Source organism: Nitratireductor aestuarii (assembly GCF_014641695.1).
GTDB classification, from domain to species: domain Bacteria; phylum Pseudomonadota; class Alphaproteobacteria; order Rhizobiales; family Rhizobiaceae; genus Chelativorans; species Chelativorans aestuarii.
Window position 1 is genome coordinate 55,372 of the sequence record NZ_BMIF01000017.1, and the last position, 25,985, is coordinate 81,356.

The following is a 25,985-nucleotide window of genomic DNA, read 5'->3' on the forward strand; positions in this document are numbered from 1 at the left end:
GATGGAAGTCCTTCCTTCCGATACGATCCGCCGGCGCGGACTGATGCTTGTTCTTTCCTCGCCTTCGGGCGCAGGCAAGTCGACCATAGCGCGCAACATTCTCGAGAACGTGCCGGGCTTCGAGCTTTCGGTCAGCGTCACGACGCGTTCACGTCGACCGAGCGAGATCGCCGGCGTGCACTACCACTTCATCAGCCAGCGGGATTTCGAAATGCGCCGCGATAGTGGCGAGCTGCTCGAGTGGGCGCAGGTGCATGGCAACTTTTACGGCACGCCTCGGGAGCCGGTGGAGCAGGCGCTTGCCGCAGGGCGCGACATGCTCTTTGACATTGACTGGCAGGGAGCCGAGCAGCTGCGTCAGAAGATGCCGGAGGATATTGTTTCGATCTTTGTCCTGCCGCCCACGATGAAGGAACTGCTGTCGCGTCTGAAGCGGCGCGCCGAGGATCCGGACGATGTGATCGCAACGCGCCTCGCCAATGCCCGCTCCGAGATCGAGCAGTGGCGCAACTACGACTACGTGATCGTGAACGATGACCTGAACCGGGCCTATGACTCCGTCCGCAGCATCATTCTCGCAGAACGACTGAAGAGCGGCCGCCGCCCCGGGCTGGAAAGCTTCGTCAATACTCTGCTCCAGGAAGAGCCGGAGTGAGCTGCTGGGCCGGCTGAGCGAGACCTGTTGTCTTGCGAGACTGGCGGTGACATGCTCTCAGCCGTGTTATGTGTGCCCGGGAGGTGAAAGCAGGGCTCAACCGGTTCACTCTCATTCTGGCAGGATTGATCATGGGTTCGAGCTTCGCATCAGCTTCGGTACTTGAGGCGGTTAACGCCAATGATGTGCATCGGCTGGCTCAAGCGATTGCCGGCGGGCATGATGTCGATGAACGAAACGGGGCAGGCCAGACCGCACTTCTGGTCGCAGTCTGGAACAACGATGTCGAGGCCGCCAGGTTACTCCTTGAAGCGGGCGCGGATGTAAACGCCGAGGACAGCATTCAGGACAGCCCGTATCTGGTCGCCGGCGCACACGGCCGCCTGGAAATCCTGAAGATGATCCTCGAGCATGGCGCGGATCTGAAAAGCACCAACCACTATGGCGGCACCGCGCTAATCCCCGCTGCAGAAAAGGGACACCCGGAAGCGGTGTCCCTGCTCATCGAGGCTGGCGTGGATGTCAATCACATTAACAACCTCGGATGGACGGCCTTGATGGAGGCAGTGGTGCTTTCCAGCGGTGGTCCCATCCACCAGGACATCATCCGGCGCCTGCTCGATGGCGGAGCGGACAAGACCATCCCCGATGCACAAGGCGTGACGGCACTCGATCACGCGAAGGCTCGCGGATTTACCCAAATCGTCCGGCTGTTGCAGGACTGAACTTCGCCTAGATATTCTGCGCGAGTTCTACAAACTCGTCGATGCTCAGTGTTTCGGCGCGGCGGGTCGGGTCGATACCGACTTTCGCGAGCAGAGCTTCGCCGCCTAAGCTCTTCAGGCTCTGGCGCAGCATCTTGCGGCGTTGGCCGAAGGCCGCTTCAGTCACACGTGCGAGCTTTGAGCCGTCCACCGGAAGCGGGTTGGAACGCGGTTCGATGTGGACCACCGATGACGTGACCTTCGGAGGCGGGGTGAAGGCCTGCGGCGGAACGTCAAAGACGATCCGCGAACGGGTGCGCCATCCGGCAAGTACGCCAAGACGGCCGTAGTGATTGTCAGCCGGTTCGGCGACGATGCGTTCGGCCACCTCACGCTGGAACATGAGCGTCAGCGACTCGTAGAAGGGCGGCCAAGGCTCGACCGTGAGCCAGCGGATCAGGAGTTCTGTGCCGACATTGTAGGGCAGGTTGGCAACGATCTTCACCGGTCGGCTTCCGTCGGTGAGCGAAGCAAAGTCGGTCTTCAGGGCATCGCCCGGGATCACCTGAAGTTTTCCCGGATAGCGATCCGAGATCTCGGCCAGGGCCGACAGGCAGCGTTCGTCGCGTTCGATGGCGATGACGCGGCTTGCACCTTCGGCTAGAAGGGCGCGAGTGAGCCCACCGGGACCGGGGCCGACCTCGATCACGTCCACGCCCTCAAGCTTGCCGGCGCTGCGGGCGATCTTGGCCGTCAGGTTCAGGTCGAACAGGAAGTTCTGCCCCAGCGCCTTCTTGGCAAACAGGCCATGCGCGCGGATGACCTCGCGAAGGGGGGGAAGGTCGTCGAAACTCATCGGGGGCTCACAAAGTCGGAATGGAATTGTCTGCCAGCTCGCGGGCAAGCCTGATCGCCGCTATCAGGCTGTCCGGCTTGGCGATCCCCTTGCCGGCAATATCGAACGCGGTGCCGTGATCGGGCGACGTGCGGATGAAGGGCAGCCCCAGCGTTACGTTGACGGCATCGTCAAAGGCAAGGGTCTTCGCCGGTATCAGCGCCTGATCGTGGTACATGCAGAGTGCGGCGTCGTAGGAAGCGCGCGCGCGGGCATGGAACATGGTGTCGGCGGGCAGGGGGCCGATGGCATCGATGCCTTCCGCGCGCGAGATCTCGATCGCGGGAATGATCTTCTCGATTTCGTCCAGCCCCATCGAGCCCCCCTCGCCAGCATGCGGGTTCAAGCCGGAAAACGCCAGGCGAGGGTTTGCGATCCCAAAGCGGGATTTGAGGTCGGCCGCGACAATGCGGGCCGTGTTCACGATCAGCTCGGTGCTGAGCTGCTCGATCGCCTTTTCAAGCGAAAGATGGACCGTAATCGGGATGGTGCGCAGCTCCGGTCCCGCCAGCATCATGATCGGCAGGGCCGGCTGGCCGGTACGGATCTGCGCCAGATAGCCCAGAAATTCCGTGTGGCCGGGATACTGAAAGCCCGCATCATAGAGAGGCTTCTTGGCGATCGGGCAGGTGACAAGGCCGGCTGCCCGACCAGCGAAGATATGCTCCACGCCGCGCTCGATCGCTTCAATCACGCCAGCCGCATTCATTGCGGAAGGAACGCCTGGCTGATCGATCAGCGTGTTCTTCAGGGGAAAGACAGGAAGTGCCGTGGCAAAGCACGAAACCGCATCCTCGGGTTCGACCTCGGCGAAGGAGATGTCGTGCTTCAGGGCGTTTGCACGCGATCGCAGAAGGGCGACATCACCTAGCACGTAGAATGGCGGCAGCGACGCAGAGAACCGGCGTTCCCATGCGGAGAGGAGAATCTCCGGTCCTATCCCAGCTGGCTCGCCCATCGAAATGGCGAGCGGAGCGGGGGCCTGATTGTCTGTCATCCTGATGCGCTTTCGGTTTAGCGCTTGACGATGCGCGCCTTCTTGCGGAGCTCTGCCATGACTTCTTCAGACAACTTGTCGGCGTTCGTGTCGGCCTTCTGTTCGCTCTGGAAGACGAGCTGCGCGACGTAGTCGTCGGATACTTCACGCGTGCTGCAGACGACCACGAATTCAACGCCGCGTTCAGTTTCCTTCACTGCGGTGGCGCCACGGGCGCGGATCTTCTCGATATCTGTCTTCCACTCCGGCGGAAGCTGCGGACTCAGGAAGCGCCCCAGGTCACGGACGGTTACGTCCAGCTGCGTCTTGGCGAGTGCATGCGAGTTTTCGCAACCGTTGAAGCGGCTGCGCATGGCCTGCGCCTCAGCCTTGCGCTTGCCAAGCGTGCGTCCGCGCTCTGAAGCCGGGATCACGAAGATGAATTGCTGCAGTGTGTATTCGGTCGCACTTGGCTTGCGGCCGCCCTGCTGCAGGATCTTGGCGACAACTTCCTGCTCGCTAAGCCGCTTGGAGGACTGCTGCCTCGACTGAAGCACACGGCCCCAGCCCATCTGGGTGCGAATGAAAGTCTTGAAATGATCGCGCGTTACACCAGCCTGTGAAAGGATCTGGTCCATCTGAGCGGTCGAAAGCTTGTTGGACTGGGCGAATTGCCCGTAAGCCTGATTGACCATCTGGTCGTTTGCGCCAACGCGCAGACGAGCGATCTCCTGCAGGCGAAGGGTCTGGTCGACCATCTCCTGATTGGCGATCTCGCGAAGGTTGCCCTTGCGGCCCATGAGCTTGAGGAGCGCAACGCGGCGGTCAATGTCATAGCTCGTGATGGCCGTATCGTTGACGATGTAGCGGACTTCAGCGCCTTGGGCGTAGGCTACAGAGGGGGCAAGGACCGGGGCGGTAATCACGGCCGGCGCGAGCAAAAGCGCGACCGCAGACAACGACGCTCTAAACCCAGTCTTCAACTTCAAATGTTTCATGCGACCCTCGATCAACGCTCTCCGCTTCATGTTACCGTAGAGCATACACGAAACCGTGGCAAAATTACCGTTACTGAGCAAATGTGTTGCTGCCGATTTCCCCAAGCGTGCGCAAGGAAATATTGAAGCCGAAACGGTTCTCCGTATTTCCGTCTTCCCGCACCTGCGAGAACGTCATCGTGTAGATGAAGCATTCGTCGCTGTAACCAAAGCCGAGAGCGTTCCGGGTGAGCTCGCTGTCCTGGATGTTGTAGGTACCCGAGGCAAACACGCGCCAGTTTTCGTTGAACTTCAGGCTGGCCGAGCCGGACACTTCCTGACGGTCCCGGTTGAAGCCATAATCCGGCTGCGCCGAAATATAGGCATAGCTTGCATTGGCGGACACGTTGGCGATGTTGGCGCCGACCTTCAGGTCGTTGCGGCGGAGCTCGAACGTTTCTTCATCGAACCGGGCGGAGGTCGAAGCAGAGAGGCCGAACGGTGTCGTGAAGCCGAGCATCGCCACATAGTCGGATCGATCCGTCTCAAGCCCGGAATAGGCGCCGACATTGACCAGATCCGCCTGGGCGTAGGAATTCGTTCCTGCCAGATGGTAAGATTGACCGAACAGACCCTGCGCGCTCCAGCCATTGGCGAAGCGGCCCGAGTAGCGGATGCCGACGTTGGCGCGGGTACCACCTTCGATGCGGTCATAGCCCGAGAACTTGTCGCGCTCGAAGAGCGTGCTTGCATCGAACACCAGCGACTGAGCGTCTTCGTTCGGAATTCCAAGGCGGCCTGCATAAGGCTCGTCCGGACGGACGAAGATCTGGCCCATTGGCTCCAGGACGTGCGTGGAGCTGGCGGACGAGAACAGGATCGGCCAGCGCATCTCAAGGCCGGCAGTCGCCATGGCGCGGTAATAGTGGCTGCGGATGTCCTCTATCCCGTTGTCAAAGCCGGCGATCGCCGCGACCGCGCTCTGAGAGAGATTTACATTGATGGCATCGGCGCGCGCATGGAGCAGCGGCGTAACGACCAGACCACCGCCTGTGATGAACGAGCGCTTCCACTCACCTTCGCCGGAGAAGCGAGCTGATGAGCTTTCAAGGCCTGACAGCTTCGTCTCACCATACATGCCTTCCTTGCGATGGATGCCCTGGCTGTTCACGTCGAAGTTCAGCTCGCCACCCAGCACCGGAGTGCCAACGGTGTAGGAGTAGTCAAGCAAGGGAGCAACCGCCGGCTGCTTGTCGTGACGCGCGCCGGGATTTGAATCCAGATAGCGTTCCTGAACGTTGAACTTGTAGGCGCGCAGGTCGAAGTAGTTACGGTCGCTGAGACCAGTCAGGTAGATCGTCGAACGCTGGACAGCCTCCGAAAATCCTTCGATGCGATAGCTGCGCGCGAAGTTCTTGTCCGACTGGATCAGAACATCCCAGCCCGCCTTCCAGCGGGGGTTGATCTGGAACTCACCCGTGGTGCCGATCATGCCACGATTTTCCACCGTGGAATCGACGTAGGTAGCGGGCCATGCGCCAGGCCGGTTCTGGTGGATACCGGCGAGCTTGAGCGTGTAGCCGCCATTGTCAAACCGCTGGCGCCATTCTGCCTCGGCAAGGAAGCCCTGCTTTGTATAGCCGGTTCCCGAGATGGTAAGATCATAAGTTGGCGAAAGCGCGAAGTAATAGGGCACGGTCAGGCCGACACCCACCTCGGAGCCGCCAACGACACTTGGCATCAGGAAGCCGGACTTCCGCTTCACTGTCGGATCGGCCACCTCAAAATAGGGTAGGTAGGCGAGCGGAATGCCGAGGAACTCGAAGCGGGACCGCTCGAAGCGGATTGTCTTTGCCTTGCCGTCCCAGATCACGCGTTGGGCCTTGATCTGCCACAGTGGGGGCTTCTCGGGATTTTCCTCGCACGGCTCGCAGGCCGTGTAGACGCCCTTGATAAAGGTCGTCAGGTTGCCACCGGAGCGCTCGGCGCTCTCGGCTGCCATATAGGTTTTCTCGGTCGTCTCGACACGCAGGGCGCGAACGAAGCCGTCGCTGAAGTCATCCGTGATGTCGATCTCTTCGGCGTAGTACTTGTTACCGCTGCGGTCGCGAATTTCGACGCCGCCGCTGGCGATCACGCGCGACGTGTTGCGATTGTAGGAGACGCGCTGGGCAACGACGTTGATGCCGCCGTATTCGATCTGGACGCCTCCAACGGCGGTAACCGTACCAGCGTCGAAGTCATAGACGAGCGTATCGCCCACCAGGATCATCTGCTGACCGGCGGGGATTTCTCCAACAAGCTCTTCAACCTGCGTGTGGGCGACGGACAGGGATGCCGCGAGCGCGATCAGCGCCACGCCAGCCTTCATGCGCAGTCCGCGCTTAAGCGGGCTCAGAAGAGAGCTCTTTTGAGCGGGTACTGCCCCCAACCTAGCCGTCCTCCTTGAAAAGCAAGAAAGTGATTCCAAAGAAAGTTGCGATAATAACCGGCGTCCAAGCGGCAACCAGAGGCGGTACTGCACCCGACCCCCCGAAAGCCTTCATCAGAACCGAAACGACATAAAGCAGAAACCCAGCGAGTATTCCACCCAGAATCATCGTCCCGGACTGACCAAGTCGTGTAAAACGCATCGAAACGGTAGCTGCAATTAACGTCATGGCTATGAGCAAAGCCGGCAAAGCAACCATTGAGTGAAACTGGGTCGCGAAGTTGCTTGCTCTCAGACCCAGCGAATCCGCCTCGCGAATCTTGAAGGGAAGTTCAAAGATTGAAAGGGCTTGCGGGTCTAGGAGCTCCTGGCTGACGTATTCCGGCCTGAGGTTTGTGGGCAGTTGCATGCTCGCCATGCGTTCAGAAGGCACTCCGTCGCGGTGACGGATTGCGCCGGTAAGCTCCCAGTAACCATCGCGTAAAGTTGCGCTTTGCGCGTCCAGTCGTTCGATGATTCGGCCGTCAGAACCAACCAGTAGGAACACGGGTCGGACGAGGGTCGAACCGAAGTTCGTCGTCGCATCGGCGCCGATGAAGGCTTCGCCGTTTTCGGTCCGCTGCTTCAGCCAGCGTGTGGTTTCGGAATTGGCGAGCGTGCTTGCGCCGCGCACATCCGCCTGCAAGGCTTCCGACTTGGCGAATCCAGCGGCTGCGATCGGGTTCAGGACCAGGAGCGAGAGAAGGCCGAAGAGGAAGGCACCGAAAGCGATGGGTGTGAGGAACTGCCAGGCCGAGATCCCGGCCGCGCGTGCAATGACCAGCTCATACTTGCGGTTGAGGCTGATCAGCGTTGCCATGGCGGCGATGAGGCCGATGAACGGCACCGCCTGCTGCATCAGGATCGGCAGCTGGAGCAGGGCCACGGCAAGCGCCCAGCCAACCGTGTAGTTCTCCAGTCCGCCGGCACGTCCCGACACCTCGGTAAAGGTGACGATGAAGACGAGGGCTGCGATGCCGATGAAGTTCCACGCGGCGATCGCACCGTAGCGGCGCAGGAAATAGAAACCGAGCGTCCGGCCGATCATGCCTGCTTCCTTTCAAAACCGAAAAGACGGGCAAGCCAGGTTCCAAAGCGCTCGAGCCGTTCGCGGTCTCGCTGCACCTTGTTCATCAGCTTTTCGGTCCAGGCGCTTGGCAGTTCCATCGGCCTGCTGGTGGCGATGAACCATATGCAGATCGCGCTCATGCCGACGGGGATCGCGTAGAGCATGAAGGAGAAGAAGGGATTCGTCTCGGCTGCTCCGCCCGAATAAAAGCCCGCCCAGCGAACCAGCAGGCCGATGCCGAGGGCGGTGACCATTGGATGGAGCCGCGCTTCGCGGAACGAGCGAGCGTCACCTGCAACAGCCAGACCGATCAGGGCGAAGACGATCGGATAGAGCCATTCGGAGAGGCGCATGTGCAGTTCGGCGCGGAAGAGCTGCGGATTGCTGAGGTTGAACCGGTCGCGCGGGTCGGGGTTCAGGAGATAAGGCAGGTAGTGGTCCTTGGGGTGCAGCGTGGGCACGTTCGGAATGCCCTGCTGGAACTGCGAGAGATCGAGCGAATAGGAGTCGAACTGGACGGTCGAGACATTGCCGCCCGACGTCTGGCGCTGCAGGATGCCGTCCTCCAGGACGAGGATGCTCTGACCTTCGCGGTCGACGGTGGCGCCGCGCTGCGCGTGGTAGATGTACTTCGCTTCCTTGTCGCGGGTGTCGGCCACGAAAATGCCGGCAAGCTGCCCCTGCGGCAGGCGCTTGGAGATCTGGACGAAGAGATCGTCGGAGATCTTGTAGAACACGCCTTCCTGGGCCACCGAGGTGATGATGTCGGCGTTGACGTTGGCGAGCGACGAGCGGAGCGCCTGCCGGGCATAGGGTTCCAGCGTGTTGTTGATGGCGAAGGAGGCGATGCTCGCCATGATCGCCAGCAGAAGCATGGGTCGCACCACGGTGCTGCGCGGGCTTCCGGCGGCGCTGATCACCACCAGCTCGGAATCCTGGTTCATGGTGGCAAGCGTCTGCGCAACCGCGATGCCGATGGCGAAGGGGATGACGATCGGGATGATGGGCACCAGAAGGAGCGAGGCGATCTGGAAGAAGGCTGCCGCGGACTGACCGCCTCCGGAGACGAAATCCACGCGGTTCAAAACCTGAGTCGTCCAGGCAATCACCAGCACCCATGCGAGCGCCGCACCGAAGATGGTGACTGCGCGCCGCAGAATGTAATATTCGATGACTTTCATGGGCGCCCTTGTTCCCGGTTTTAGTGGCCACTCTTTGACATGCGGCGCTATTCTGCCGGAGTGGTTACAGCACGTCCTTCCTACTTGAAAGCCAATCGCCTACCTTATCAATTCCATTTTGGGGCTGACAGGAATAATGAAACGGAAAGAAACAGGGTTAACGGTGCATTTACGTTGTTGCGATTGTGAGCTTACGCCCTGATCGCGCTTGCATTTGCGCGGTACCCCATGTCAATTCGTTTGCAATAATTGAACGAGCCTGGATCAGTTATTCACCGTATAGGATAATCCATGACTGAAAGACCGACGCTGGCCTTCGCCAAATTTGCAGCCCCCAAGAAGGGGAGTGTCATTGTTCTGGTACCTGAAGGGGGAGCGCTCTCGGAGGCTGTGCAAGCCTGCGATCCTGCCGGCATCCTGCCCAAGGTTTTTGCTGCTGCGGAGTTCTCGGGCAAGTTCGCCAGCACGGTCGAGGCACTGGTGCCACAGGGTACTGCATATGATCGCATCACGGTCATCGGCCTCGGCAAGGTAACCGAGCTCGATGAATACGCATGGGTCAAGATCGGCGGCGTGGTTCAGGCGGCGGTTAAGGGAGCAACTGAGATCACCGTCGTAGCCGATGCCGCGGAAGCGACGGTTGGCGGGCACGAAGCAGCGTCCATCGGCCTTGGCATGCTGCTGCGCGCGCATAAGTTCGACAAGTATAAGACCAAGAAAGACGAGAACGGCAACGGTAAAGCCGCCAAGAAGCCGGCAAAGGTTACCATCCAGTGCGCTGATCCCAATGGCGCGAAGAAGGCCTACGCGTCGTTGAGCGCAGTCGGCGAGGGCGTGCTTCTGGCCCGTGATCTCGTCAACGAACCCGCCAACGTTCTGGGCCCTGTTGAATTTGCCGCTCGGGCCAAGGAGCTCGAGCAGCTCGGCGTCAAGGTCGAGATCCTGACCGAACGCGAGATGAAGCGCCTTGGCATGGGTGCGCTGCTCGGCGTTTCCCAAGGTTCGGTGCGTCCGCCGCGTCTCGTCGTCATGCAGTGGCTGAACGGCAAGCCGAAGCAAAAGCCTGTCGCCTTCGTCGGCAAGGGCGTTGTCTTCGATACGGGCGGCATCTCCATCAAGCCGGCTGGTGGCATGGAAGACATGAAGGGCGACATGGGTGGCGCAGCCGCCGTGGTTGGCACCATGCATGCTCTCGCCGCCCGCAAGGCGAAGACCAATGCCATCGGCATCATCGGCCTGGTCGAGAACATGCCGGACGGAAATGCACAGCGTCCGGGTGATATCGTGACCTCCATGTCAGGCCAGACGATCGAAGTCATCAATACGGACGCAGAAGGTCGCCTCGTGCTGGCTGATGCGCTCTGGTACTGCAAGGAGCAGTTCAACCCGCAGTTCATGATCAATCTGGCTACGCTTACCGGCGCGATCATGGTTGCGCTTGGTAGCCAGTATGCCGGTCTCTTCTCCAACGACGACCAGCTTTCCGAGCAGCTTTCCGCTGCAGGCAATGTTACGGGCGAGCGGGTCTGGCGCATGCCGATGGGCTCCGAATACGACAAGATGATCGACACCAAGAACGCCGACATGAAGAACTCTGCAGGCCGTTACGCTGGTTCGATCACCGCGGCGCAGTTCCTGAAGCGCTTCGTCGGCGATACGCCGTGGGTGCATCTCGACATTGCCGGCACCGCCATGGGTTCGCCTACCAACGAGATCAGCCAGGGTTGGGCTTCCGGCTACGGCGTTCGTCTGCTCGATCGCCTCGTGGCCGACAATTACGAGGGATAGGTGGACGTCTTATTCTACCATCTGACGGAAACCACGCTTGAAGAAGCGCTGCCCCCGCTCGTGGAAAAAAGCCTCGAGCGCGGGTGGCGCGTCGCCATCCAGACCGGCTCCGAGGAGCGGTTGGATGCGCTTGATGCGCGGCTCTGGACCTATGCGGATGACAGTTTCATTCCGCATGGGACCGACCGCGAACCGCACGCGCCTGAGCAACCGGTTTTGATCACCACCAGTTCGGAAAACATCAACGGGGCGGTCATCCGCTTCCTGGTGGATGGTGCGGAACCTGGACCGCTCGACGGCTACCAGCGAGCGGCACTTCTCTTCGATGGTCACGACATGATGCAGCTTGAAGCTGCCCGGTCGCACTGGAAGGTGCTGAAGGCTGCCGGTCACGCGGTGACCTACTGGCAGCAGGGCCCTGATCGCCGCTGGATGAAGAAGAACTAGTTTAAAGCGATCTTCCCTATATCGTAGCCGTAGAGCCAGTCGAAATCGGCAGCGAGGCTCTCGCCAGATCTTGTGCGCAGGATGAGGTTGCGGACCAGGGCAGCCGGCCCACCGACCTGCCAGGCGAAATGATTGAACTGACCGCGCATCGCAACTCGGATCAGGCGAGGGCGGCGCAGTTTTTCGAACTGGGCGAGCGCATTTCCCGCATCTCGCGAACCGCCCAGCAATCTGGCTAGCAACATCGCATCTTCGATGGCCATGGCCGCCCCTTGAGCGGCGTGCGGGGCCAACGCGTGTGCCGCATCGCCAATCAGGACAATTCGGTCTCCGGTGCTCCAGGGCGAGGTCGAGCGTACCTCATGGATGGGCCAGGCATGCCACGGTCCGGCCTGGACAATCAGGGAGGAGAGGCGTGGAGAGACGTTGCGCGCCGCCGTCGAGAGTTCGGCGATGTCGGCGACATTTTCCCAGCGCCGGGCAAGGTCCTTCCCGCGCAGGATGGTGACCAGGTTGAACGCGCCGTCCTGCAGTGGATAGCTTACAAGGTGAAATCCGGGCGAGGCGAAGGTGGAAACCTGATCCGAGGGCAGGAGCGAGCCGCGAAATGGTTCAGCATTCTGCGGGTCCAGCACCGCGCGGTAGGCCACGTGGCCGGTGAATTTGCTCGCTGGGCCACCCAGGCTCTTGCGTATGCCGGACCACACCCCGTCCGCCGCAATGACCAGGGAGAAGGTGTGCCGCTCCGGAATTGACCCGCGAACATCGACGTGAACGCAACGACTGTCGTTGGCGAGCGACAGGTTCTGCACGTTCGCGCCGGTCACGATGGTGATGAGGTCTTTCTGCTCGGCGGCCTTGAGCAGAACGCCCTGAAGGTCGGATCTGCGCAGCACCAGGTAAGGCGCGCCCCAGCGCTGGCGCGCCATGGTAAGGGGCACTTCGGCCAAGGAACCAAGGTCGCGAGCGCTGCGGATGACCACGCTGCGGGGTTCGACAGCCTTCGCAAGGACGTCGTCGAGGACGTTTAGGCGCGCGAGCAGCCGCGTCGCGTTGGGCGACAGCTGGATGCCGGCGCCAAGCTCTTCGATGCGCTCGGCGCGCTCGAACAGGGTGACGGAAATGCCTTCAGCCGCCAACGCCAGGGCTGCTGTCAGCCCCGCGATGCCGGCACCGATGATTGCGATGGATAGTCCGGCCATGGCCGGATCCGCTTACGCTGTCTCGTCGTGGTAGAGAGCGCCCGGAGGCACGGTCTCGTCGGCCTTCAGGTTCGGATTGAACTTGTAGAGCGTTGAGCAGTAGGGGCACACCCGCTCCACATCGTCACCCAGGTCCAGGAACACATGCGGATGATCGAACGGGGGCTTGGCACCCATGCACATGAATTCCTTCACGCCGATCTCGATGGATGAATGTCCGTCGGTGTTTTGGAAATGGGGTGTCTGATGTCCCGCCATCTCAATTCTCCACGCTCTGATGTCAGGCGGGGTTTGATACATAAACGCCCACTTTGCAAGCCCTCATGAAACTGTCGCAAAGCTCTGTCACAACTCAGAATTATGTATCATATTCGATTTCAGGGATGTCGCGCTTCGGCGACTTCCGTTGGATTAATGAGTTGGCCATGAACGAATTGAAGCCGCTGAGACCCGACCTGCCAGATCCGCATGGGCCTGATGCCGTCGTCCTCGGCTATGGGGTCAACCGTTTCATTAATAGGGAATTTTCCTGGCTGCAGTTTAACCGGCGGGTGCTGGAGGAGTCCCAGAACTCCAATCATCCGCTGCTGGAGCGGCTGCGTTTCCTGTCGATCTCGGCCGATAACCTCGACGAGTTCTTCATGGTGCGCGTTGCCGGTCTTGCCGGCCAGATCCGCGAAGGCATTAGCGCGCGCAGTGTTGACGGCCTTCTTCCGGAAGAGCAGCTCGAGCAGGTGCTGCGTGAAGCGAACCAGCTGCAGAATGACCAGCACGAGAGCCTGATGCAGCTCCACGACCTGTTGAAGGCAAACAGGATCGAAGTCCTGCGTCCGGATGCCTTGAGCAGGGTGGACAAGCGCTGGATCGACCAGCAGTTCCACGAGACCATCTATCCCGTGCTGACGCCGCTTTCGATCGATCCGGCGCATCCATTCCCGTTCATCCCGAACCTCGGTTTTTCGATCGCGCTCTCTTTGCGGCATGCAGCCACGCGCGAGCGGATGAGCGCACTTCTGCGCCTGCCCAGTGCGCTGCCGCGCTTCGTCCCTCTGCCTAACCGGGGCAAGGTGGCGCGCTTCGTCATGCTGGAAGACGTGGTCGAGATGTTCATCCCGAAGCTCTTCCCGGGCTACAGCGTCATCGGCTCGGGCACATTCCGCATCATCCGCGACAGCGATATTGAAGTAGAAGAAGAGGCGGAAGATCTCGTCCGCCTGTTTGAGACGGCTCTGAAACGCCGCCGGCGCGGTTCGGTGATCCGGATCGAGTTCGAGAGCTCGATGCCCGAGGATCTGCGCGAGTTCGTCGCGAGCGAACTGGGAGTGCCGCCGTCGCGCGTCAGCGTGCTTGAAGGGCCGCTTGCGATCAACCAGATCTCCGAGATCGTCAAGCTGCCGCGCGAGGATCTGAAGTTCAAGACCTACAATCCACGCTTCCCGGAACGCATTCGCGACCATGGCGGTGACTGCTTCGCGGCCATCCGGGAGAAGGATTTCATCGTCCACCACCCTTACGAGAGCTTCGACGTCGTCGTCCAGTTCCTGCGGCAGGCGGCCGCTGATCCGGACGTTGTCGCCATCAAGCAGACGCTCTACCGCACTTCCAATGACAGCCCGATCGTGCGGGCGCTGATCGATGCGGCGGAGGAGGGCAAGTCCGTCACCGCGCTGGTGGAGCTCAAGGCGCGGTTCGACGAAGAGGCAAATATTCGCTGGGCACGCGACCTGGAGCGCGCCGGCGTGCAGGTGGTGTTCGGCTTCATCGAGCTCAAGACGCACGCAAAGATGTCGCTTGTCGTGCGGCGCGAGGAAGGCAAGCTGCGCAGCTATGTGCATCTGGGCACCGGGAACTATCATCCGGTCACGGCCCGCAGCTACACGGACCTTTCCTACTTCACTGTCGACCCGGTCATTGGACGTGACGTCACGAAGGTCTTCAACTTCATCACCGGCTATGCCGAGCCGGACGTGGATATGAAACTCGCCGTCTCTCCGTTCACGCTGCGCCAGCGTATCCTCGGGCATATCCGCGATGAGATAAGACACGCGAAGGAAGGGCGTCCCGCGCAGATCTGGATGAAGATGAATGCGCTGGTCGATCCGGAAGTCATCGATACGCTCTACATGGCGAGCCGCGCCGGCGTGGAGATCGACCTTGTGGTGCGCGGCATCTGCTGCCTGCGTCCGCAGGTGCCAAAGCTTTCCGAGAATATCCGGGTGAAGTCCATCGTCGGACGCTTCCTCGAGCATGGCCGCATCTACTGTTTCGGTAACGGTCACGGCCTGCCATCGGATCAGGCGATCGTCTATATCGGATCGGCAGACCTGATGCCACGTAACCTCGACCGCCGCGTGGAGTGCCTCGTACCCATCACGAACCCCACTGTGCATGAGCAGGTTCTTGATCAGATAATGCTCGGGAATCTGATGGACAACCAGCAAAGTTTCGAAGTATTGGCCGACGGAACGTCCAGGCGCATCGTGCCCGAGGATGGAGAGAAACCCTTCAACGCCCAGGAATACTTCATGAAGAACCCCAGCCTTTCAGGCCGCGGCATGGCGCTGAAGTCCAATGCCCCGGAGCGCATCGTCGCCTATAAGCGTCGCAAGAAAGACGCTGTCGAGGGCTGAACGCACGTGGCGATCGAGGCATCTCAAGGCAGGTTGCAGGACCGCCGCCCGGTATCCGTCATCGATATTGGTTCGAACTCCATCCGTCTGGTGGTTTATGAGGGCATTGCCCGCTCTCCATCTGTCTTGTTCAATGAGAAGATGCTCGCCGGTCTCGGCAAGGGCATCGTTACCACCGGCGAGCTCGATCCCGCAGGCGTGAAGCGCTCGATTGAAGAGTTCCGCCGCTTTCGCGCGCTGTCGGAGCAGGCAGGCGCGGAATCGCTCCATGTGATCGCAACGGCTGCCGCGCGCGAGGCGCGTAACGGGCCCGAGTTCATCGCTCAGGTTGAGAAGATCCTCGGCACCGAGATCCAGGTCTTGTCGGGACGGCAAGAGGCCCATCTCGCAGCGCTCGGCGTGACGTCGTCCTTCTACAAGCCCGACGGTATAGTGGGCGATCTTGGCGGTGGCAGCCTGGAGCTGGTAGACGTAAGCGGCGAAGAGATCGGCGATGGCTTCACCCTGCCGCTCGGCGGATTGCGGCTGCAGGAGATGTCGGACGGGTCGCTTGAGGATGCTGCGAAGATCGTCCGCAAGGAAATGGACCGCGCGGACTGGCTGCTATCCGAATGCCAGGGCAGGGCTTTCTATTGCGTAGGCGGCACATGGCGCAACCTTGCCAAGCTTCACATGCTGTCAGTGGAATACCCGCTGCAGGTGATGCACAATTACAAGCTCGACCCGGAAAAGCATCTCAAGTTCCTCGAGAAGGTGGCGAGGGGCGACGTCAAGGAAATCAAGGGTTCAGGCCGGATTTCCAAGAGCCGGCGCAACCTTCTGCCCTATGGGGCTATCGTGCTGCTGGAGGTGATCCGCAGGCTCAAGCCGTCTGAGATCGTCATTTCTGCCAATGGTGTGCGCGAAGGATACCTCCAGTCGCTTCTCCAGGAACCGGAACGCAGTGCCGATCCGCTGCTTTCGGCGGCGGAAGAGCTGGCGATCCTGCGCTCCCGCTCAGTCGCCCATGCGCGCGAGCTTGCCGAATGGTCCGGCCATTCGTTTGATGCTCTCGGCATAAGCGAGACGGAAGAGGAAGCACGCTATCGCCGGGCTGCCTGCCTGCTCGCGGATATCGGCTGGCGGGCGCATCCGGACTATCGCGGCCTGCAGTCGCTGAACCTGATCTCGCACGGTGCCTTCGTCGGCATTGACCATCCGGCACGCGCCTATATCGCGCTGGCAAACCTGTTCCGCCACGAGGGGCTCTACGAAGACATCCTGTCCGACGAGATGCGTGAGCTGGCTACGCCGCGTTACGTGCAGCTTGCCCAGGTTCTTGGCGGGTTGCTGCGCGTCGTCTACCTGCTCACGGCCTCGATGCCTGGGATCATCCCGCGGCTCAGATGGGAGCGGAGGGGCGAAGGTGCGCTTGTGCTGGTTGTGCCGCGTGAGTTTGAAGCGCTGATCGGTGAACGGCCGCAGGGCCGCATGGAACAACTCGCCAAGGTGACAGGCCTGAACCTGGCCTTCGAACTCACCGGTGAATAAAGGGCCGGACTTCAGGCGCAGGCTATAGGCTGTGCCCGAAGTTGCCATTTTCCAGTCCCATCATAATCCGCATGAAAACGATTCTGGCCTTGACGCTTACCTGCGGCCTTGTCGCAGGGTATCCCTCAGTCACGCTCGCGCAGACGGAAGTCACGGATGCCCTCAAGGCTCCGGCTGCCGATCTGCACCCGTACCAGGACATCATCGATCAGGCCCGGGCCCTCGACGCGATTGAAACGCTGATCGTGGCCCGTGACGGTGAGGTGGTCGTCGAGGAAGGCTTTCACGGCCACACCACCACGGAAACGACAAACATCAAGTCCGCTTCGAAGTCGATCGTCTCTGCACTCGTCGGCATCGCGATCGGAAAGGGCATCCTGGACGGCGTGGACCAGAAGATCGCGCCGATCCTCAAGGACAAGCTGCCGGAGGATCCGGATCCCCGACTGGAAGAGATCACCATTGGCCATCTGCTTTCCATGCAGGCGGGGATTGGGCCCACCTCAGGCGCGAACTACGGCCGGTGGATCGCGTCGCGGGATTGGGTGGCTGCGGCGCTTGCCCAGCCGTTCGAGGATGAGCCGGGTGGCGGGATGCTCTATTCCACCGGCAGCACGCATCTCCTCTCTGCCATCCTCACGCGCAAGGGCGGCAAGCCCACCCTGGAATTGGCGCGCGAATGGTTGAAGCCGGTGACGGGTTTCCGCATTGGCCACTGGCAGCGCGATCGCCAGGGCATCTACATGGGCGGCAACCAGATGGCGATGAGCCCACGCTCGATGCTGGCATTCGGCGAACTTTACCGCAATCGCGGCAAGGCGGGCGATGTGCAGGTTGTCCCGGAAGCGTGGGTCGAGCAGTCGTGGACACCGCGCACGCGATCCATCCGCAACGGTGACCAATACGGTTACAGCTGGTTCATCACCGAGATGGAAGGACAGCCCGTCTATTACGCCTGGGGCTTTGGCGGACAGATGATCTACATCGCGCCGGAGGAAGAACTCACGGTTGTGATGACATCTGACGAAAGCCGGCCATCGGCCAGCAACGGCTATCTCGGCAAGCTTCACAAGCTGATGGGGAACATCGTGTCGGCGATGGCTTCTGAGACAGGGAGTGCTACTGAAGAGAAGAAGAACCCGGCTGAAAAGAACTAGGCCGGGGTCTCTGTCTGATCTATCGGAAAAACCTGGATGCGGCGGTTTTCGAAGCGCAAACCCACTTCGCCGTTCAGAAGCTTCAGGACCTGCTCGCCGAACACTTCGCGCCGCCAGCCGGTGAGGGCCGGAACCTCCGCCTTCTCGCGGTAAGCGGCAAGGCGCTCGATGTCGTCGCCGGAGGCCAGCATCTTGGCGGCCACGCCTTCCTTTTCCGACACCAGCTTCAGCAGAACCTTGATGAGCTCCGCTGCTGCGGGCGTGCCTTCCGGCAGAACCGGCGGACGCGGCAGCTTGGGCAGCTTTTCCTTCGGGATCGCAAAGGCGGCGTTGACTGCTGCAAGGAGACCCGCAGCGTTGGAGGAGCGCTCCCAACCGTTCGGAACGCCGCGCAGGCGTGCAAGTGCCGCTACGTCGCGGGGCTGCTGCTGCGCGACCTCGTAGAGAACGTCATCCTTGAGGATACGACCGCGCGGTACGTTCTTTTCGCGCGCCTCGCGTTCACGCCAGGCGGCGATCTGCTGGAGGACGGCCAGCTCGATCGGCTTGCGAGCTCGCATCTTGAGGCGCTTCCAGGCATCGTCCGGGTGCAGGTCGTAGGTTTCCTGCGCCGTCAGGATGTCCATCTCTTCCTTCAGCCACTCGCCGCGGTTGTCGCGTTCGAGGCGGGAGACGAGATGTTCGTAGACCGGAATGAGGTGCGTCACGTCGGCCAGCGCATATTCCAGCTGCCGCTCGGAGAGCGGGCGGTGGCGCCAGTCGGTGAAGCGGGACGTCTTGTCGAGTTTTTCGCCCGTGATGCGGGCAACCAGCTGGTCGTAGGAGATGCTGTCGCCAAAACCGCAGACCATTGCCGCGATCTGCGTGTCGAAGACTGGAGCAGGAATCAGATTGCCGAGATGGAAGATGATCTCGATGTCCTGCCGGGCCGCATGGAAGACCTTCGTGACGCGCTCGTTGCGCATGAGATCGAAGAACGGCTTCAGGTCCATGCCGGGGGCAAGGGGATCGACCAATGCGGTCACGCCCGGTGCTGCCAACTGAATCAGGCAAAGCTCCGGCCAGAAAGTCGTTTCGCGAATAAATTCGGTATCAACCGTAACGAAAGCAGAGTCCGAGAGGCGATCGACTGCGTCTTGAAGTTCTTGTGCGGTTTTTAAAAGGTCCATTTGGACTGTTTATGCGCAGTTTTTGTAAATGTGAAGCAGTGATAACAAGCTGTTTCCGTTTGCCACCAGCTGTTTGATATGGAGGAACGGCTCCGGATCGACTACAAGAACAGCACTCGATCGCCACGCCTTGACAAAGGCGGGCTGTCATGCGCTTTTCCCGCCAACTTTTGTGGGCTTTTCGGGTGTTGCCCAGCACCAAAGAATGGATTGAAGACGATGCACCGCTACCGCAGCCATAACTGCGCTGAACTCAGAAGCTCTCATGTCGGCCAGACCGTGCGCCTTTCCGGATGGGTGCATCGCGTACGAGATCATGGCGGACTGCTGTTCATTGACCTGCGCGACCATTACGGCCTGACCCAGATCGTGGCCGATCCGGATTCGCCTGCGTTTAAGACCGCCGAGCGCGTGCGCGGCGAATGGGTGATCCGCGTCGATGGCGAGGTGAAGGCCCGTGCGGCTGACGTCGTGAACCCGAATCTCGGAACGGGCGAGATCGAGATCTACGCCAACGAGATCGAGGTCCTGTCGCAGGCCGCCGAACTGCCGCTGCCGGTCTTCGGTGAGCCGGACTATCCGGAAGACATCCGCCTTCGCTACCGCTTCCTCGATCTGCGCCGCGAGACGCTGCACAAGAACATTGTCAAGCGCACGCAGATCATCGCCTCGATGCGCACCGGCATGGCAGGCGCCGGCTTTGCCGAATATTCGACGCCGATCCTGACGGCCTCTTCGCCGGAAGGCGCGCGCGACTTCCTGGTGCCGAGCCGCATTCATCCCGGAAAGTTCTTCGCGCTGCCGCAGGCTCCGCAGCAGTACAAGCAGCTGCTGATGGTCGCAGGCTTCGACCGCTACTTCCAGATCGCACCCTGCTTCCGTGACGAAGACCCGCGCGCCGACCGCCTGCCGGGCGAGTTCTACCAGCTCGACGTCGAGATGAGCTTTGTGACCCAGGAAGATATCTGGGGCACGATGGAGCCCATCATCACGCAGGTGTTCGAGCAGTTCGCAGAGGGCAAGCCGGTCACCAAGAACTGGCCACGCATCCCCTATGACGTCGCCATCCGCAAGTATGGCTCGGACAAGCCGGACCTGCGCAACCCGATCGTCATGGAAGAGGTTTCCGAGCACTTCCGGGGCTCGGGCTTCAAGGTGTTCGCAAACATCCTCGCTAACGACCCAAAAGCTGAAGTCTGGGCAATTCCGGCCAAGACCGGTGGTTCGCGCGCTTTCTGCGATCGCATGAACTCCTGGGCGCAGGGTGAAGGTCAGCCGGGTCTCGGCTACATCTTCTGGCGCAAGGAAGGCGACAAGATCGAGGGCGCTGGCCCGATCGCCAAGAACATCGGCGAAGAGCGCACCGAAGCGATCCGCACCCAGCTTGGCCTTGAGGACGGTGACGCCTGCTTCTTCGCGGCCGGCGATCCCAAGAAGTTCGCCTCGTTTGCCGGTGCTGCGCGTACCCGCGCCGGCGAGGAGCTGAACCTCGTTGACCGCGACCGCTTCGAGCTCTGCTGGATCGTCGACTTCCCCTTCTACGAGTGGAACGAGGACGAGAAGAAGATCGATTTCGCGCACAACCCGTTCTCCATGCCGCAGGGCGGCATGGAAGCGTTCGACAGCGCCGATCCGCTGACCCTCAAGGCGTATCAGTACGACGCCGTCTGCAACGGCTTCGAGATTGCTTCGGGCTCGATCCGTAACCAGTCGCCGGAACTGATGGTGAAGGCGTTCGAGAAGGTCGGTCTCTCCAAGGATGACGTGGAGGAGCGTTTTGGCGGCCTCTACCGCGCGTTCCAGTACGGTGCTCCTCCGCACGGCGGTTGCGCCTTTGGTATCGATCGCGTCGTGATGCTGCTCGTCGGTGCGAAGAACCTGCGCGAGATCTCGCTGTTCCCGATGAACCAGCAGGCACAGGACCTGCTGATGAACGCACCTTCGGAAGCAACGCCGCAGCAGCTGCGCGAACTGCACCTGCGTCTCATCCCGCGCCAGGATTGATCCTGACGGCACTTTTGAATTGAAAAGGCTCCCCACGGCACCGCGGGGAGCCTTCTTTTATTCCTGATTGGCAATGATCGTCAGACCCATCGCGTGCACCGCTCTTGCTATCTCTTGGTAATTCGATCCCTGCGGTAGCAACGGGACAGGCTTTTTTGGCCTGGACCTGAGTTCAATGGAGCGGGGATTTTCTAGGAATGCTTCGATTGCCTCAGCGGCGTTGGCGTCACCCAGCTTCTTCTCAAGATCGAGTGTGAGCAACGCAAGCGACTGCTTGGTAGTCGCTCGCATCTGCTCCGGAGACATGCCCTGCGATTTTGCTGCGTATTCAAGCAGGAGCTGCGTCAGGCCCTTGTCCTCGAACCGCGAGCTCGACTCAACGAGTTGAAGCTCACTGAAAAGTTCAAGCAACTCCATCGGATAATTGCCGCTGGCTTCATGGGTTTTTGGTTGCTGGGCGGCAGATTTCCTTATCCGATTGAGATAATCTCGTGTGTATCCACTCAGGGTCTCGTTTGTTTTGATGACGCCAAGGCCATCCATAACAAGCTGCAATTTCGACTGAGCCTCGCCGGACTCAACGTCCATCGCAAAAGTGAGATCGAGCTGGCCTGTGATCGTTTCGATGGGTAGTGAAGGTATGGTGTTCTGCTGTGCGGCAGACAGTGCTACAGGCAAATTCACCGTATAGCGTTCGACCGTGTATCGATCGACACCCAACGAGCCCTCCGAAATGGTCAGTTCGTTGTCTAGATTATCGAACGAGAAGGCCTCGGCACCTTTCAATGCCACGTGAAAGCGACGAATCTTTAGAGCGTCAGATCGCCACACCCCCGCAAACGGATCCGTGTTCGGGTCGCGAGGAAGCGCTATGCCGCGTTCTTCGTAGCCGGAGATGGCAACGGTCAGATCGCCAGCCTCAGCCTTGACATTGTCGACGGCGATCCGACCGACGCGGACGTTTCCATGCTCATCTTCAGTTACCTGCTCGAGGGTGAAATCCCCGAGTTCGGCCGTAAAGCCATAGGGTGAGCCGACGGAGGTCTTGCTGAGGATAATGTTGGCATCCTCCTGACGGAGGGATTCATAATTCAGGGTATATCGGGCCGACAACAAACTATCCTGGAAGCGCTGGACAACATCCTCGGCTTCAAAAGCCTGGGCGCCAGGGGCAAAGGATAGAAGGCATAGTGTTGATAGAAAAGACAATCTCTTGTAGGAAATGGTATGCATTAAATTCGCAATCCTGCTAAATAATATTCTGAATTACTTAAAAGATATTCAAAAAAAGGGATCCCTCCAAATTTTGTTGAAGGGACCCCTCTATCGTAGTGAGTTGGTGAATGCAAATTACTGGTTGGCGGTGATGGCCAGTCCCAACTGCGTCACTAGCGTAGCCGGTGCGCCCATGAGGGCTGCGCCCAGCATGAAGAACGGCACCGGCGCGGCAGGCCTTGCGGCGATCTCGATGTTTTCAGGATCCGAGAGGAATGTGGCGACAGCCTGAGCCGTCGACTTGGCGAAGGCGTCGCCCGCGAAGGGAGCAAGCTGCGCCTGGATGCCTGCACGGGTCTCGTCGATCAGCTTCGCTGGCTCAACGCCTTTTTTATCTGCGACATGGTTGAGCATGCGGCTGGTGAAACTGTCGTCATCGAAGCGGAAGCTCAGCCCGTGGAACGTGAGCTGCTGCATGAGGCCCAGGGCCGCCATGCCCTGCGCCGAAGCGTCGGTGGAATCTCCATCCTGCGGCATCAGCTCGCGAAGGCTCTTGATGAATTCAGTCGTGTAACCGGCGAGATCCGCCGTGAAACGCATGGTGCCGACATCGTCAACCTGCACATCGAACTGATCGACCGTCAGGCGGCCGTCGGACGGGCTCCACTTTCCGGCCATTTCCACGCGGCCGCTGAGCTCGTCATAGTCGATCTCCTGCAGGGTATCGACAAATTCGTCGTCATCCTCGTCATTGTCGATGGCCGAAAGCTTGAGCGTGAAGCTTGCCACCCCTGCGGTGCTCTCAATGGCGCCGTCAGCCGTCACGCTGGCCTTGCTGGTCAGGTTCTCCATCCAGAGGAAGTCCTGGTCGTCCAGATCGATCTCCACGCTCTTGACCTCCATGCTGTCGTAGCGCGTGGCTCCACCGAAAGGGTCCGATGCCGCATCGCGCGGCAGGACGAGGCCCTCGAAGGTGATATCATTGATCTCGACCGTCCCGTCGTCGTCCTGCTGCAGGATGGTGTCGATGAAGAGCCTGCCGACGCGATAGTCACCGTTGCCTTCCTCTGTCACCGAGGAGAGCGTTACGTCGCCCAGATCGACTGCTTCGGACGACTCCGGGAATTTGACCGTGGTATCTCTAAGGATAATATCATTACCATCCTCATTCGCCGCGCTGAAGGAGAGCTCCATCTGCTGCTGGGCGAGCAGGTCCTGCAGGCGCTTTGCGGCATCGGCTGCTTCTACCGCATGGGCCGCTGTAACGGAAAGGGCCGACACGGCGCCGGCCAGCATCAGGGATTTCAAACCAAGTGAAAAGGCGTTCATCATCCAGTCCTGTTCGAAAAGCGTTCAGCGGAAGGGTGTTCGGGGCAGTAGAAGGCCACCAAGATGGCCATTGATGGGAATGCTGTCAATTTTCCCGCGTAAAGTTGGGGCAGAGCGTCTGCTTCACTTCGTCAGACTTGTTCCGAATCACTTGCTCCGGTAACCGAAATCTATGGGAAAAGATACGCTTCCGCCAACCGATGGCGGTGACTCGGCCGTACCGGTCGACCTGAAAAAAGCGCTTGAAGAGCGCTATCTCGCATACGCGCTTTCAACCATCATGCACCGGGCGCTGCCCGATGTGCGCGATGGCATGAAGCCGGTGCACCGTCGCATCATGCATACCATGCGGCTCCTGCGGCTCAACCCGGAACAGGGCTTTGCCAAGTGCGCGCGCATCGTCGGTGACGTGATGGGTAAGTTCCACCCGCACGGCGACCAGTCGATCTATGACGCACTCGTGCGCCTCGCCCAGCCGTTCATGATGCGCTATCCGCTGGTGGACGGGCAGGGGAACTTCGGCAACATCGACGGCGACGGTGCGGCAGCGATGCGCTACACCGAAGCCCGCATGACCGAGGTGGCGGCCGAGCTGCTCGAAGGCATCACCGAAGACGCGGTCGATTTTCGCCTGACCTATAATGAGGAAGACGAAGAACCCATCGTGCTGCCGGGCGCATTCCCGAACCTGCTCTGCAACGGTTCGTCCGGTATTGCCGTCGGCATGGCGACCTCGATCCCGCCGCACAATGCGGCCGAGGTCTGCGACGCCGCGCTGGCGCTGATCGACAATCCCGAAGCCACGATCGATGACCTCCTGGAATACATCAAGGGCCCGGACTTTCCGACCGGCGGTGTTCTGGTCGAAAGCAAGGAATCGATCCGAGAGGCCTATCACACGGGCCGTGGCGGCTTCCGCGTTCGCGCGCGCTGGCACAAGGAAGATCAGGGGCGCGGCGGCTATCAGGTCGTCGTGACCGAGATCCCCTATGGCGTGCAGAAGTCCCGCCTGATCGAGAAGCTGGCCGAGCTGATCATCAGCAAGAAGCTGCCGCTGCTTGACGACGTACGCGACGAAAGTGCCGAGGACATCCGCCTAGTGCTCGTGCCGAAGAGCCGTACGGTTGAAGCCGAGCTGATGATGGAGTCGCTGTTCCGGCTTACAGACCTCGAATCGCGCTTCCCGCTCAACATGAACGTGCTGTCGCGGGGCAAGGTGCCGGGCGTGCTTTCCGTCAAGGAAGTGCTGCGCGAGTGGCTGGACCACCGGCGTGAAGTGCTGCTGCGCCGCTCCCGCCATCGTCTCGCTGAGATCGAGCGGCGCCTCGAGATCCTCGCTGGCTATCTGATCGCCTATCTCAACATTGATGAGGTGATCCGGATCATCCGTGAGGAGGACGAGCCGAAGCAGGAGATGATGGAGCGCTTCAACCTGACCGATGTTCAGGCCGAAGCCATCCTCAACATGCGTCTGCGCGCCCTGCGCAAGCTCGAGGAATTCGAGATCCGCACCGAGCACGACAAGCTGGCCGAGGAGAAGCAGCAGATCGAAGGTCTGCTTGGCTCCGAGACCAAGCAGTGGCAGACGGTGCGCTGGGAAGTGCAGAAGGTTCGCCAGACGTTTGATCCGGAGAAGAACCCGACACTGGGCAAGCGTCGCACGAGCTTCGGCGAGGCTTCGGTCCATGATCTGGAAGACGTCCAGCAGGCGATGATCGAGCGTGAGCCGATCACTGTCATCCTGTCCGAGAAGGGCTGGATCCGCGCCATGAAGGGTCATGTGACGGATCTGTCGTCGCTCTCCTTTAAGGAAGGCGATAGCCTCAAGCTTTCGTTCCATGCACAGACGACGGACAAGATCCTGCTGCTGTCGACCGGCGGCAAGTTCCTGACGCTCGGTGCAGACAAGCTGCCAGGCGGACGAGGACACGGCGATCCGGTCCGCATCATGGTGGATCTGGAAGCCGATCAGGACATCGTCGCGGCCTTCCCGTACGATCCTGAACGCAAGCTGCTGCTCGTCTCCCATGCTGGCAACGGCTTCATCGTTCCCGAGAAGGAAGTGTTGGCGAACACCCGCAAGGGCAAGCAGGTGATGAACGTGAAGCTGCCCGACGAAGCGCGCTTCTGCATCCCGGTTGTCGGCGACACGGTGGCGATCGTGGGCGAGAACCGAAAGTTGCTGGTCTTCCCGGCCGATCAGATAGCCGAGATGACACGCGGCAAGGGTGTGCGGCTGCAGCGCTACAAGGATGGCGGTGTCGGCGATATCAAGACGTTCAACATCGCCGATGGGCTCACCTGGCGCGATTCAGCCGACAGGGTCCATTCACGCAGCCGTGAAGAGCTGCTGGAGTGGATTGGCGACCGGGCTGCCGCTGGCCGCATGGTGCCGAAGGGCTTCCCCCGCACTGGCAAGTTCAACGGATAGAGTAAAAGAGCGGATCCCTGGCGATCCGCTCAGACCGCTGACAAACCCGCCGATTTTTTTGGCGGGTTTTTCGTTGGAGCGGGAAGGCGTCGCTGCGGGCGTTGACGCAGAGAAGATGAAGAAGGAGCCCGCGGGCTCACGCCCCGGCCATGTGTG

At 60.5% G+C, this 25,985-nt stretch carries 20 protein-coding genes; 9 read left to right on the forward strand and 11 right to left on the reverse strand.

Translation table 11 applies throughout. The annotated features are described in order from the left end of the window. The first annotated feature begins 1 nt into the window (after position 1). Positions 2–655: a guanylate kinase gene (gene gmk, locus IEX27_RS19280; protein WP_373869899.1), complete on the forward strand. Its 654-nt coding sequence runs from the start codon at positions 2–4 to the stop codon at positions 653–655. Positions 656–786: 131 nt separating this feature from the next. Next, positions 787–1,380, forward strand: coding sequence for an ankyrin repeat domain-containing protein (locus IEX27_RS19285; RefSeq protein WP_210315573.1), 594 nt, complete (start codon positions 787–789; stop codon positions 1,378–1,380). A gap of 7 nt (positions 1,381–1,387) precedes the next feature. On the opposite strand, the gene rsmA is transcribed toward IEX27_RS19285, so the two are convergent. From rsmA to IEX27_RS19315, 6 genes are all read right to left on the reverse strand, one after another. Then, complete coding sequence (gene rsmA / locus IEX27_RS19290) at positions 1,388–2,215, reverse strand: 16S rRNA (adenine(1518)-N(6)/adenine(1519)-N(6))-dimethyltransferase RsmA (protein ID WP_188722735.1); 828 nt, start codon at positions 2,213–2,215, stop codon at positions 1,388–1,390. A gap of 7 nt (positions 2,216–2,222) precedes the next feature. Then, entirely contained in the window at positions 2,223–3,251 is a 1,029-nt protein-coding gene (gene pdxA, locus IEX27_RS19295; protein WP_188722736.1) for a 4-hydroxythreonine-4-phosphate dehydrogenase PdxA, read from the reverse strand. Positions 3,252–3,268: 17 nt separating this feature from the next. Next, on the reverse strand, positions 3,269–4,228 hold the full coding sequence (locus tag IEX27_RS19300) for a SurA N-terminal domain-containing protein (RefSeq protein ID WP_188722737.1): 960 nt from the start codon (positions 4,226–4,228) through the stop codon (positions 3,269–3,271). 70 nt (positions 4,229–4,298) lie between these two features. After that, positions 4,299–6,578 (reverse strand): LPS-assembly protein LptD, encoded by a 2,280-nt coding sequence (locus IEX27_RS19305; RefSeq protein WP_188722756.1) that lies wholly within the window; start codon positions 6,576–6,578, stop codon positions 4,299–4,301. Positions 6,579–6,639: 61 nt separating this feature from the next. Further along, positions 6,640–7,725, reverse strand: coding sequence for an LPS export ABC transporter permease LptG (lptG, locus tag IEX27_RS19310; RefSeq protein ID WP_188722738.1), 1,086 nt, complete (start codon positions 7,723–7,725; stop codon positions 6,640–6,642). After that, positions 7,722–8,927, reverse strand: a complete 1,206-nt coding sequence (locus IEX27_RS19315) for an LptF/LptG family permease (protein ID WP_188722739.1) — start codon at positions 8,925–8,927, stop codon at positions 7,722–7,724. The genes lptG and IEX27_RS19315 overlap by 4 nt, the downstream gene beginning before the upstream one ends. 291 nt (positions 8,928–9,218) lie before the next feature. Here IEX27_RS19315 and IEX27_RS19320 point away from each other — a divergent pair, with 291 nt between their 5' ends. After that, positions 9,219–10,715, forward strand: a complete 1,497-nt coding sequence (locus tag IEX27_RS19320) for a leucyl aminopeptidase (protein WP_188722740.1) — start codon at positions 9,219–9,221, stop codon at positions 10,713–10,715. Beyond that, complete coding sequence (locus IEX27_RS19325) at positions 10,716–11,162, forward strand: DNA polymerase III subunit chi (RefSeq protein ID WP_188722741.1); 447 nt, start codon at positions 10,716–10,718, stop codon at positions 11,160–11,162. On the opposite strand, the gene IEX27_RS19330 is transcribed toward IEX27_RS19325, so the two are convergent. Together IEX27_RS19330 and IEX27_RS19335 are read right to left on the reverse strand one after the other, a co-directional pair. Then, positions 11,159–12,364, reverse strand: coding sequence for an FAD-dependent oxidoreductase (locus tag IEX27_RS19330; protein ID WP_188722742.1), 1,206 nt, complete (start codon positions 12,362–12,364; stop codon positions 11,159–11,161). The genes IEX27_RS19325 and IEX27_RS19330 overlap by 4 nt on opposite strands. A 12-nt stretch (positions 12,365–12,376) precedes the next feature. Next, positions 12,377–12,622, reverse strand: a complete 246-nt coding sequence (locus IEX27_RS19335) for a zinc-finger domain-containing protein (RefSeq protein ID WP_188722743.1) — start codon at positions 12,620–12,622, stop codon at positions 12,377–12,379. 167 nt (positions 12,623–12,789) lie between these two features. Between IEX27_RS19335 and IEX27_RS19340 the strand changes: the two genes are divergently transcribed. From IEX27_RS19340 to IEX27_RS19350, 3 genes are all read left to right on the forward strand, one after another. Next, the gene (locus IEX27_RS19340) at positions 12,790–14,994 is read left to right on the forward strand and encodes an RNA degradosome polyphosphate kinase (RefSeq protein WP_188722744.1); all 2,205 of its coding nucleotides are present in this window, start codon (positions 12,790–12,792) and stop codon (positions 14,992–14,994) included. Between the two features lie 6 nt (positions 14,995–15,000). After that, on the forward strand, positions 15,001–16,524 hold the full coding sequence (ppx, locus tag IEX27_RS19345; RefSeq protein WP_188722745.1) for an exopolyphosphatase: 1,524 nt from the start codon (positions 15,001–15,003) through the stop codon (positions 16,522–16,524). A 71-nt stretch (positions 16,525–16,595) separates the two neighbouring features. Beyond that, positions 16,596–17,681, forward strand: a complete 1,086-nt coding sequence (locus IEX27_RS19350; protein ID WP_188722746.1) for a serine hydrolase domain-containing protein — start codon at positions 16,596–16,598, stop codon at positions 17,679–17,681. On the opposite strand, the gene rnd is transcribed toward IEX27_RS19350, so the two are convergent. Beyond that, positions 17,678–18,850 carry a ribonuclease D gene (gene rnd, locus IEX27_RS19355; protein WP_188722747.1) on the reverse strand — a complete coding sequence of 391 codons (1,173 nt, stop codon included), beginning with the start codon at positions 18,848–18,850 and terminating at the stop codon, positions 17,678–17,680. The genes IEX27_RS19350 and rnd overlap by 4 nt on opposite strands. Positions 18,851–19,069: 219 nt before the next feature. Between rnd and aspS the strand changes: the two genes are divergently transcribed. Then, positions 19,070–20,854 (forward strand): aspartate--tRNA ligase, encoded by a 1,785-nt coding sequence (gene aspS / locus IEX27_RS19360; RefSeq protein ID WP_188722748.1) that lies wholly within the window; start codon positions 19,070–19,072, stop codon positions 20,852–20,854. A gap of 57 nt (positions 20,855–20,911) precedes the next feature. Here aspS and IEX27_RS19365 read toward each other — a convergent pair whose 3' ends face one another. Together IEX27_RS19365 and IEX27_RS19370 are read right to left on the reverse strand one after the other, a co-directional pair. Then, on the reverse strand, positions 20,912–22,087 hold the full coding sequence (locus tag IEX27_RS19365) for an aq_1923 C-terminal domain (protein WP_188722749.1): 1,176 nt from the start codon (positions 22,085–22,087) through the stop codon (positions 20,912–20,914). Between the two features lie 117 nt (positions 22,088–22,204). Continuing rightward, complete coding sequence (locus IEX27_RS19370; RefSeq protein WP_188722750.1) at positions 22,205–23,398, reverse strand: aq_1923 C-terminal domain; 1,194 nt, start codon at positions 23,396–23,398, stop codon at positions 22,205–22,207. 172 nt (positions 23,399–23,570) lie between these two features. On the opposite strand from IEX27_RS19370, the gene parC reads away from it, so the two are divergent. Then, on the forward strand, positions 23,571–25,829 hold the full coding sequence (parC, locus tag IEX27_RS19375) for a DNA topoisomerase IV subunit A (RefSeq protein ID WP_188722751.1): 2,259 nt from the start codon (positions 23,571–23,573) through the stop codon (positions 25,827–25,829). Positions 25,830–25,985 lie beyond the last annotated feature (156 nt).

Bases quoted from the DNA above. Each gene is read 5' to 3' on its own strand.
- IEX27_RS19305 (WP_188722756.1), bottom strand. From the start codon at position 6,578: ATGAAGGCTGGCGTGGCGCTGATCGCGCTCGCGGCATCCCTGTCCGTC.
- pdxA (WP_188722736.1), bottom strand. From the start codon at position 3,251: ATGACAGACAATCAGGCCCCCGCTCCGCTCGCCATTTCGATGGGCGAG.
- IEX27_RS19330 (WP_188722742.1), bottom strand. From the start codon at position 12,364: ATGGCCGGACTATCCATCGCAATCATCGGTGCCGGCATCGCGGGGCTG.
- rnd (WP_188722747.1), bottom strand. From the start codon at position 18,850: ATGGACCTTTTAAAAACCGCACAAGAACTTCAAGACGCAGTCGATCGC.
- IEX27_RS19315 (WP_188722739.1), bottom strand. From the start codon at position 8,927: ATGAAAGTCATCGAATATTACATTCTGCGGCGCGCAGTCACCATCTTC.
- IEX27_RS19285 (WP_210315573.1), top strand. From the start codon at position 787: ATGGGTTCGAGCTTCGCATCAGCTTCGGTACTTGAGGCGGTTAACGCC.
- IEX27_RS19340 (WP_188722744.1), top strand. From the start codon at position 12,790: ATGAACGAATTGAAGCCGCTGAGACCCGACCTGCCAGATCCGCATGGG.
- IEX27_RS19335 (WP_188722743.1), bottom strand. From the start codon at position 12,622: ATGGCGGGACATCAGACACCCCATTTCCAAAACACCGACGGACATTCA.
- IEX27_RS19350 (WP_188722746.1), top strand. From the start codon at position 16,596: ATGAAAACGATTCTGGCCTTGACGCTTACCTGCGGCCTTGTCGCAGGG.
- IEX27_RS19320 (WP_188722740.1), top strand. From the start codon at position 9,219: ATGACTGAAAGACCGACGCTGGCCTTCGCCAAATTTGCAGCCCCCAAG.
- parC (WP_188722751.1), top strand. From the start codon at position 23,571: ATGGGAAAAGATACGCTTCCGCCAACCGATGGCGGTGACTCGGCCGTA.
- lptG (WP_188722738.1), bottom strand. From the start codon at position 7,725: ATGATCGGCCGGACGCTCGGTTTCTATTTCCTGCGCCGCTACGGTGCG.
- IEX27_RS19370 (WP_188722750.1), bottom strand. From the start codon at position 23,398: ATGAACGCCTTTTCACTTGGTTTGAAATCCCTGATGCTGGCCGGCGCC.
- IEX27_RS19365 (WP_188722749.1), bottom strand. From the start codon at position 22,087: ATGCATACCATTTCCTACAAGAGATTGTCTTTTCTATCAACACTATGC.
- aspS (WP_188722748.1), top strand. From the start codon at position 19,070: ATGCACCGCTACCGCAGCCATAACTGCGCTGAACTCAGAAGCTCTCAT.
- IEX27_RS19300 (WP_188722737.1), bottom strand. From the start codon at position 4,228: ATGAAACATTTGAAGTTGAAGACTGGGTTTAGAGCGTCGTTGTCTGCG.
- rsmA (WP_188722735.1), bottom strand. From the start codon at position 2,215: ATGAGTTTCGACGACCTTCCCCCCCTTCGCGAGGTCATCCGCGCGCAT.
- gmk (WP_373869899.1), top strand. From the start codon at position 2: ATGGAAGTCCTTCCTTCCGATACGATCCGCCGGCGCGGACTGATGCTT.